The sequence below is a fragment of the Dyella sp. LX-66 genome, from assembly GCF_018599165.1.
In the GTDB taxonomy this organism is placed as follows: Bacteria; Pseudomonadota; Gammaproteobacteria; order Xanthomonadales; family Rhodanobacteraceae; genus Dyella_D; species Dyella_D marensis.
Genome location: NZ_JAHFVJ010000026.1, coordinates 1 through 5,482, shown reverse-complemented (window position 1 = coordinate 5,482; position 5,482 = coordinate 1). Strand labels below are relative to the sequence as shown.

Annotated in this window: 2 tRNA genes and 3 rRNA genes; all 5 read right to left on the bottom strand. The window is 54.5% G+C overall.

The features are described from left to right. Positions 1-79: 79 nt before the first annotated feature. Positions 80-192: ribosomal RNA gene (gene rrf, locus KK141_RS22820) — 5S ribosomal RNA — on the bottom strand. A gap of 174 nt (positions 193-366) precedes the next feature. Beyond that, positions 367-3,245 (bottom strand): 23S ribosomal RNA (locus KK141_RS22815). A gap of 191 nt (positions 3,246-3,436) precedes the next feature. Continuing rightward, positions 3,437-3,512, bottom strand: a tRNA-Ala gene (locus tag KK141_RS22810). Between the two features lie 4 nt (positions 3,513-3,516). Next, positions 3,517-3,593, bottom strand: a tRNA-Ile gene (locus KK141_RS22805). Positions 3,594-3,702: 109 nt separating this feature from the next. Beyond that, positions 3,703-5,247, bottom strand: a 16S ribosomal RNA gene (locus tag KK141_RS22800). The 16S, 23S and 5S rRNA genes sit together here with 2 tRNA genes alongside, the layout of an rRNA operon. Positions 5,248-5,482: the final 235 nt, after the last annotated feature.

The following is a 5,482-nucleotide window of genomic DNA, read 5'->3' as shown; positions in this document are numbered from 1 at the left end:
ATGGCGGAGCTAATGAAGTGATTATGTTTAGGCCAAGAAAAAACCCTCACCGAGGTGGTGAGGGTTTTTAGGATAAAGCCCCTGGCGATGACCTACTCTTGCATAGCAAGCTACACTACCATCGGCGCAGCTGCGTTTCACTTCCGAGTTCGGGATGGGATCGGGTGGGGCCACAGCGCTATCGTCGCCAGGGAAGGGGTGGGGGCAGCGCAGTTAGGTGCGCCAAGCCCCGCAAAGGGGTAAACGAGTGACAAGCGTTTGGTGAATCGGGATGTTCGCTAAGGGATCTTGCTCTTTTGAAGAGTCCAGCCATGGAAGGCTGGGATCGTCACAGAGGGATCTGTAAACGAAGCGTCTTGGGGTTATATGGTCAAGCCGCACGGCTCATTAGTACGCGTAAGCTCAATGCATTGCTGCACTTCCACACCGCGCCTATCAACCACCTAGTCTAGATGGGGCCTTAAGGAGTCTCTGGGACTCGGGAGATCTCATCTTGGGGCGTGCTTCCCGCTTAGATGCTTTCAGCGGTTATCACTTCCGTTCGTAGCTACCGGGCAATGCCATGGGCATGACAACCCGAACACCAGCGGAACGTCCACTCCGGTCCTCTCGTACTAGGAGCAGCCCCCCTCAAATCTCCAACGCCCACGACAGATAGGGACCGAACTGTCTCACGACGTTCTGAACCCAGCTCGCGTACCACTTTAAATGGCGAACAGCCATACCCTTGGGACCGACTACAGCCCCAGGATGTGATGAGCCGACATCGAGGTGCCAAACACCGCCGTCGATATGAACTCTTGGGCGGTATCAGCCTGTTATCCCCGGAGTACCTTTTATCCGTTGAGCGATGGCCCTTCCATACAGAACCACCGGATCACTAAGACCTACTTTCGTACCTGCTTGATCCGTCGATCTCGCAGTCAAGCACGCTTATGCCTTTGCACACAGTGCGCGATGTCCGACCGCGCTGAGCGTACCTTCGTGCTCCTCCGTTACTCTTTGGGAGGAGACCGCCCCAGTCAAACTACCCACCACACACGGTCCCCGATCCGGATTACGGACCTAGGTTAGAACGTCAAGCACTTCAGGGTGGTATTTCAAGGATGGCTCCACCGAAACTAGCGTCTCGGTTTCATAGCCTCCCACCTATCCTACACAGAAGAACTCAACGTTCAGTGTGAAGCTGTAGTAAAGGTTCACGGGGTCTTTCCGTCTTGCCGCGGGAACGCTGCATCTTCACAGCGATTTCAATTTCACTGAGTCTCGGGTGGAGACAGCGCCGCTGTCGTTACGCCATTCGTGCAGGTCGGAACTTACCCGACAAGGAATTTCGCTACCTTAGGACCGTTATAGTTACGGCCGCCGTTTACTGGGGCTTCGATCAAGAGCTTCGCCTTGCGGCTGACCCCATCAATTAACCTTCCAGCACCGGGCAGGCGTCACACCCTATACGTCCACTTTCGTGTTTGCAGAGTGCTGTGTTTTTGATAAACAGTCGCAGCGGCCAGGTTACTGCGACCCTTCTCAGCTCAGCTACGCATGTAGCCACCAAAAAGGGCGCACCTTCTCCCGAAGTTACGGTGCCATTTTGCCTAGTTCCTTCACCCGAGTTCTCTCAAGCGCCTTGGGATTCTCACCCTGCCTACCAGTGTCGGTTTACGGTACGGTTTCTCTGCAGCTGAAGCTTAGTGGCTTTTCCTGGAAGCGTAGTATCAGTCACTTCGCCCTAAAGGGCTCGTCTCGGTGCTCGGTGTATGTGATCCCGGATTTGCCAAAGATCACCACCTACCGCCTTTCCCCGGGACAACCAACGCCCGGTAGACCTAACTTTCTCCGTCCCCACATCGCACTGCAGACAAGTGCCGGAATATTAACCGGCTTCCCATCGACTACGCATTTCTGCCTCGCCTTAGGGGCCGACTCACCCTGCGCCGATGAACGTTGCGCGAGGAAACCTTGGGCTTTCGGCGTGCGGGCTTTTCACCCGCATTATCGTTACTCATGTCAGCATTCGCACTTCCGATACCTCCAGCAGGCTTCTCAACCCACCTTCACAGGCTTACGGAACGCTCCTCTACCGCGCACACAAAGTGTGCACCCCGAGCTTCGGTGTAGTGCTTAGCCCCGTTAAATCTTCCGCGCAGGCCGACTCGACCAGTGAGCTATTACGCTTTCTTTAAAGGGTGGCTGCTTCTAAGCCAACCTCCTGGCTGTCTGTGCCTTCCCACATCGTTTTCCACTTAGCACTAACTTTGGGACCTTAGCTGCGGGTCTGGGTTGTTTCCCTTTTCACGACGGACGTTAGCACCCGCCGTGTGTCTCCCGTACAGTCTGTCCTGGTATTCGGAGTTTGCCATGGTTTGCTAAGTCGCGATGACCCGCTAGCCATAACAGTGCTCTACCCCCAGGAAGATACATACGAGGCGCTACCTAAATAGCTTTCGAGGAGAACCAGCTATCTCCGAGTTTGTTTAGCCTTTCACTCCTATCCTCAGCTCATCCCCATCTATTGCAACAGATGTGGGTTCGGTCCTCCAGTGCGTGTTACCGCACCTTCAACCTGGCCAAGGATAGATCACTCGGTTTCGGGTCTACTGCCAGAGACTATGCGCCCTATTCAGACTCGGTTTCCCTTCGCCTCCCCTAGACGGTTAAGCTCGCCACTGACAGTAAGTCGCTGACCCATTATACAAAAGGTACGCAGTCACCCTTGCGGGCTTCCACTGCTTGTACGTATACGGTTTCAGGGTCTATTTCACTCCCCTCTCCGGGGTTCTTTTCGCCTTTCCCTCACGGTACTTGTTCGCTATCGGTCGGTCAGGAGTATTTAGCCTTGGAGGATGGTCCCCCCATGTTCAGACAGGGTTTCACGTGCCCCGCCTTACTCAATTTCACACAACGTGCCTTTTCGCCTACAGGGCTATCACCTGCTATGGCCGGCTTTTCCAAACCGTTCGACTAAAACATGCTGTGCTTTTGGGCTAGTCCGCGTTCGCTCGTCGCTACTGACGGAATCTCGGTTGATTTCTTTTCCTTCGGGTACTTAGATATTTCAGTTCCCCGAGTTCGCTTCACAGAGCTATGTATTCACTCAGTGATACTGCTTGCGCAGTGGGTTTCCCCATTCGGACATTGCCGGATCAAAGCTTGTTGCCAGCTCCCCGACACTTTTCGCAGGCTGCCACGTCCTTCATCGCCTCTGACCGCCAAGGCATCCACCGTATACGCTTGGTCGCTTGACCATATAACCCCAAGTCGCCTCAGGATCACACGTCCAAACAACGCGTTCGCTTAATTGCCTCAACGACACATCTCGATTCGGTTTCGAACCAAGACGCTTGTCACTCGTTTACATTTTCAAAGAACACGAAATCGGCCACAGTGCCGTCTCGCTTCATAATCTTTTTGTGTGCGCTACATATCCGCGTGGAACTGGTGGAGCCAGTCGGGATCGAACCGACGACCCCCTGCTTGCAAAGCAGGTGCTCTCCCAGCTGAGCTATGGCCCCTTAGTGGTGGGTCTGGGAGGACTCGAACCACCGGCCTCACCCTTATCAGGGGTGCGCTCTAACCACCTGAGCTACAGACCCATAAAGCTTTCGAGGCCGCCCCTTGCGGAGCGTGCCTTTCACGCCATTGGCGTGCGGATATGCAGGTGTCTTGTGTGGACGTCTTACGTCAGCGGTTCTGTCGTTCTCGAAAGGAGGTGATCCAGCCGCACCTTCCGATACGGCTACCTTGTTACGACTTCACCCCAGTCATGAACCACTCCGTGGTCGTCGCCCTCCTTGCGGTTAGGCTAACGGCTTCTGGAGCAACTCACTCCCATGGTGTGACGGGCGGTGTGTACAAGGCCCGGGAACGTATTCACCGCAGCATAGCTGATCTGCGATTACTAGCGATTCCGACTTCACGAAGTCGAGTTGCAGACTTCGATCCGGACTGGGATCGGCTTTCTGGGATTGGCTCCACCTCGCGGTATTGCAACCCTCTGTACCGACCATTGTAGTACGTGTGTAGCCCTGGCCGTAAGGGCCATGATGACTTGACGTCATCCCCACCTTCCTCCGGTTTGTCACCGGCAGTCTCCTTAGAGTTCCCACCATTACGTGCTGGCAACTAAGGACAAGGGTTGCGCTCGTTGCGGGACTTAACCCAACATCTCACGACACGAGCTGACGACAGCCATGCAGCACCTGTGTTCTGATTCCCGAAGGCACTCCCGCATCTCTGCAGGATTCCAGACATGTCAAGGCCAGGTAAGGTTCTTCGCGTTGCATCGAATTAAACCACATACTCCACCGCTTGTGCGGGCCCCCGTCAATTCCTTTGAGTTTCAGTCTTGCGACCGTACTCCCCAGGCGGCGAACTTAACGCGTTAGCTTCGACACTGATCTCCGAGTTGAGACCAACATCCAGTTCGCATCGTTTAGGGCGTGGACTACCAGGGTATCTAATCCTGTTTGCTCCCCACGCTTTCGTGCCTCAGCGTCAGTGTTGATCCAGATGGCCGCCTTCGCCACTGATGTTCCTCCCGATCTCTACGCATTTCACCGCTACACCGGGAATTCCACCATCCTCTATCACACTCTAGCTCTCCAGTATCCACTGCCATTCCCAGGTTGAGCCCGGGGATTTCACAGCAGACTTAAAGAACCGCCTACGCACGCTTTACGCCCAGTAATTCCGATTAACGCTTGCACCCTTCGTATTACCGCGGCTGCTGGCACGAAGTTAGCCGGTGCTTATTCCTCAGGTACCGTCAGCCCCGCCGGGTATTAGCCGGCAGTATTTCGCTCCTGATAAAAGTGCTTTACAACCCGAAGGCCTTCTTCACACACGCGGCATTGCTGGATCAGGCTTTCGCCCATTGTCCAATATTCCCCACTGCTGCCTCCCGTAGGAGTCTGGGCCGTGTCTCAGTCCCAGTGTGGCTGATCATCCTCTCAGACCAGCTATCGATCGTCGCCTTGGTGAGCCATTACCTCACCAACTAGCTAATCGAACATCGGTCCATCCAACCGCGCGAGGTCTTTCGATCCCCCGCTTTCTCCCGTAGGACGTATGCGGTATTAGCGTAAGTTTCCCTACGTTATCCCCCACGTCTGGGCAGGTCCCGATGCATTACTCACCCGTCCGCCACTCGCCACCCACAGTATTGCTACTGCTGTGCTGCCGTTCGACTTGCATGTGTTAGGCATGCCGCCAGCGTTCAATCTGAGCCAGGATCAAACTCTTCACTTAAGTTTTCGAACATCCGAAGATGCTCTATCTTTCTGAAGCGTTGTCCTAACCATAAAACGTCAAGCTTTTGAATTGACTCTTAGGTTAGACGCTTGCATTTGTTGGACATGAATCCTTCCAACGCAAGACGCCCACACAAGTCACCTGCGCACACTGTCAAAGATCAATCACTTGCGATCCATTCTTCTGAATCGCCCCGAGACGTTTCGTCCCGGGTGAGCCGCCCATTCTACAT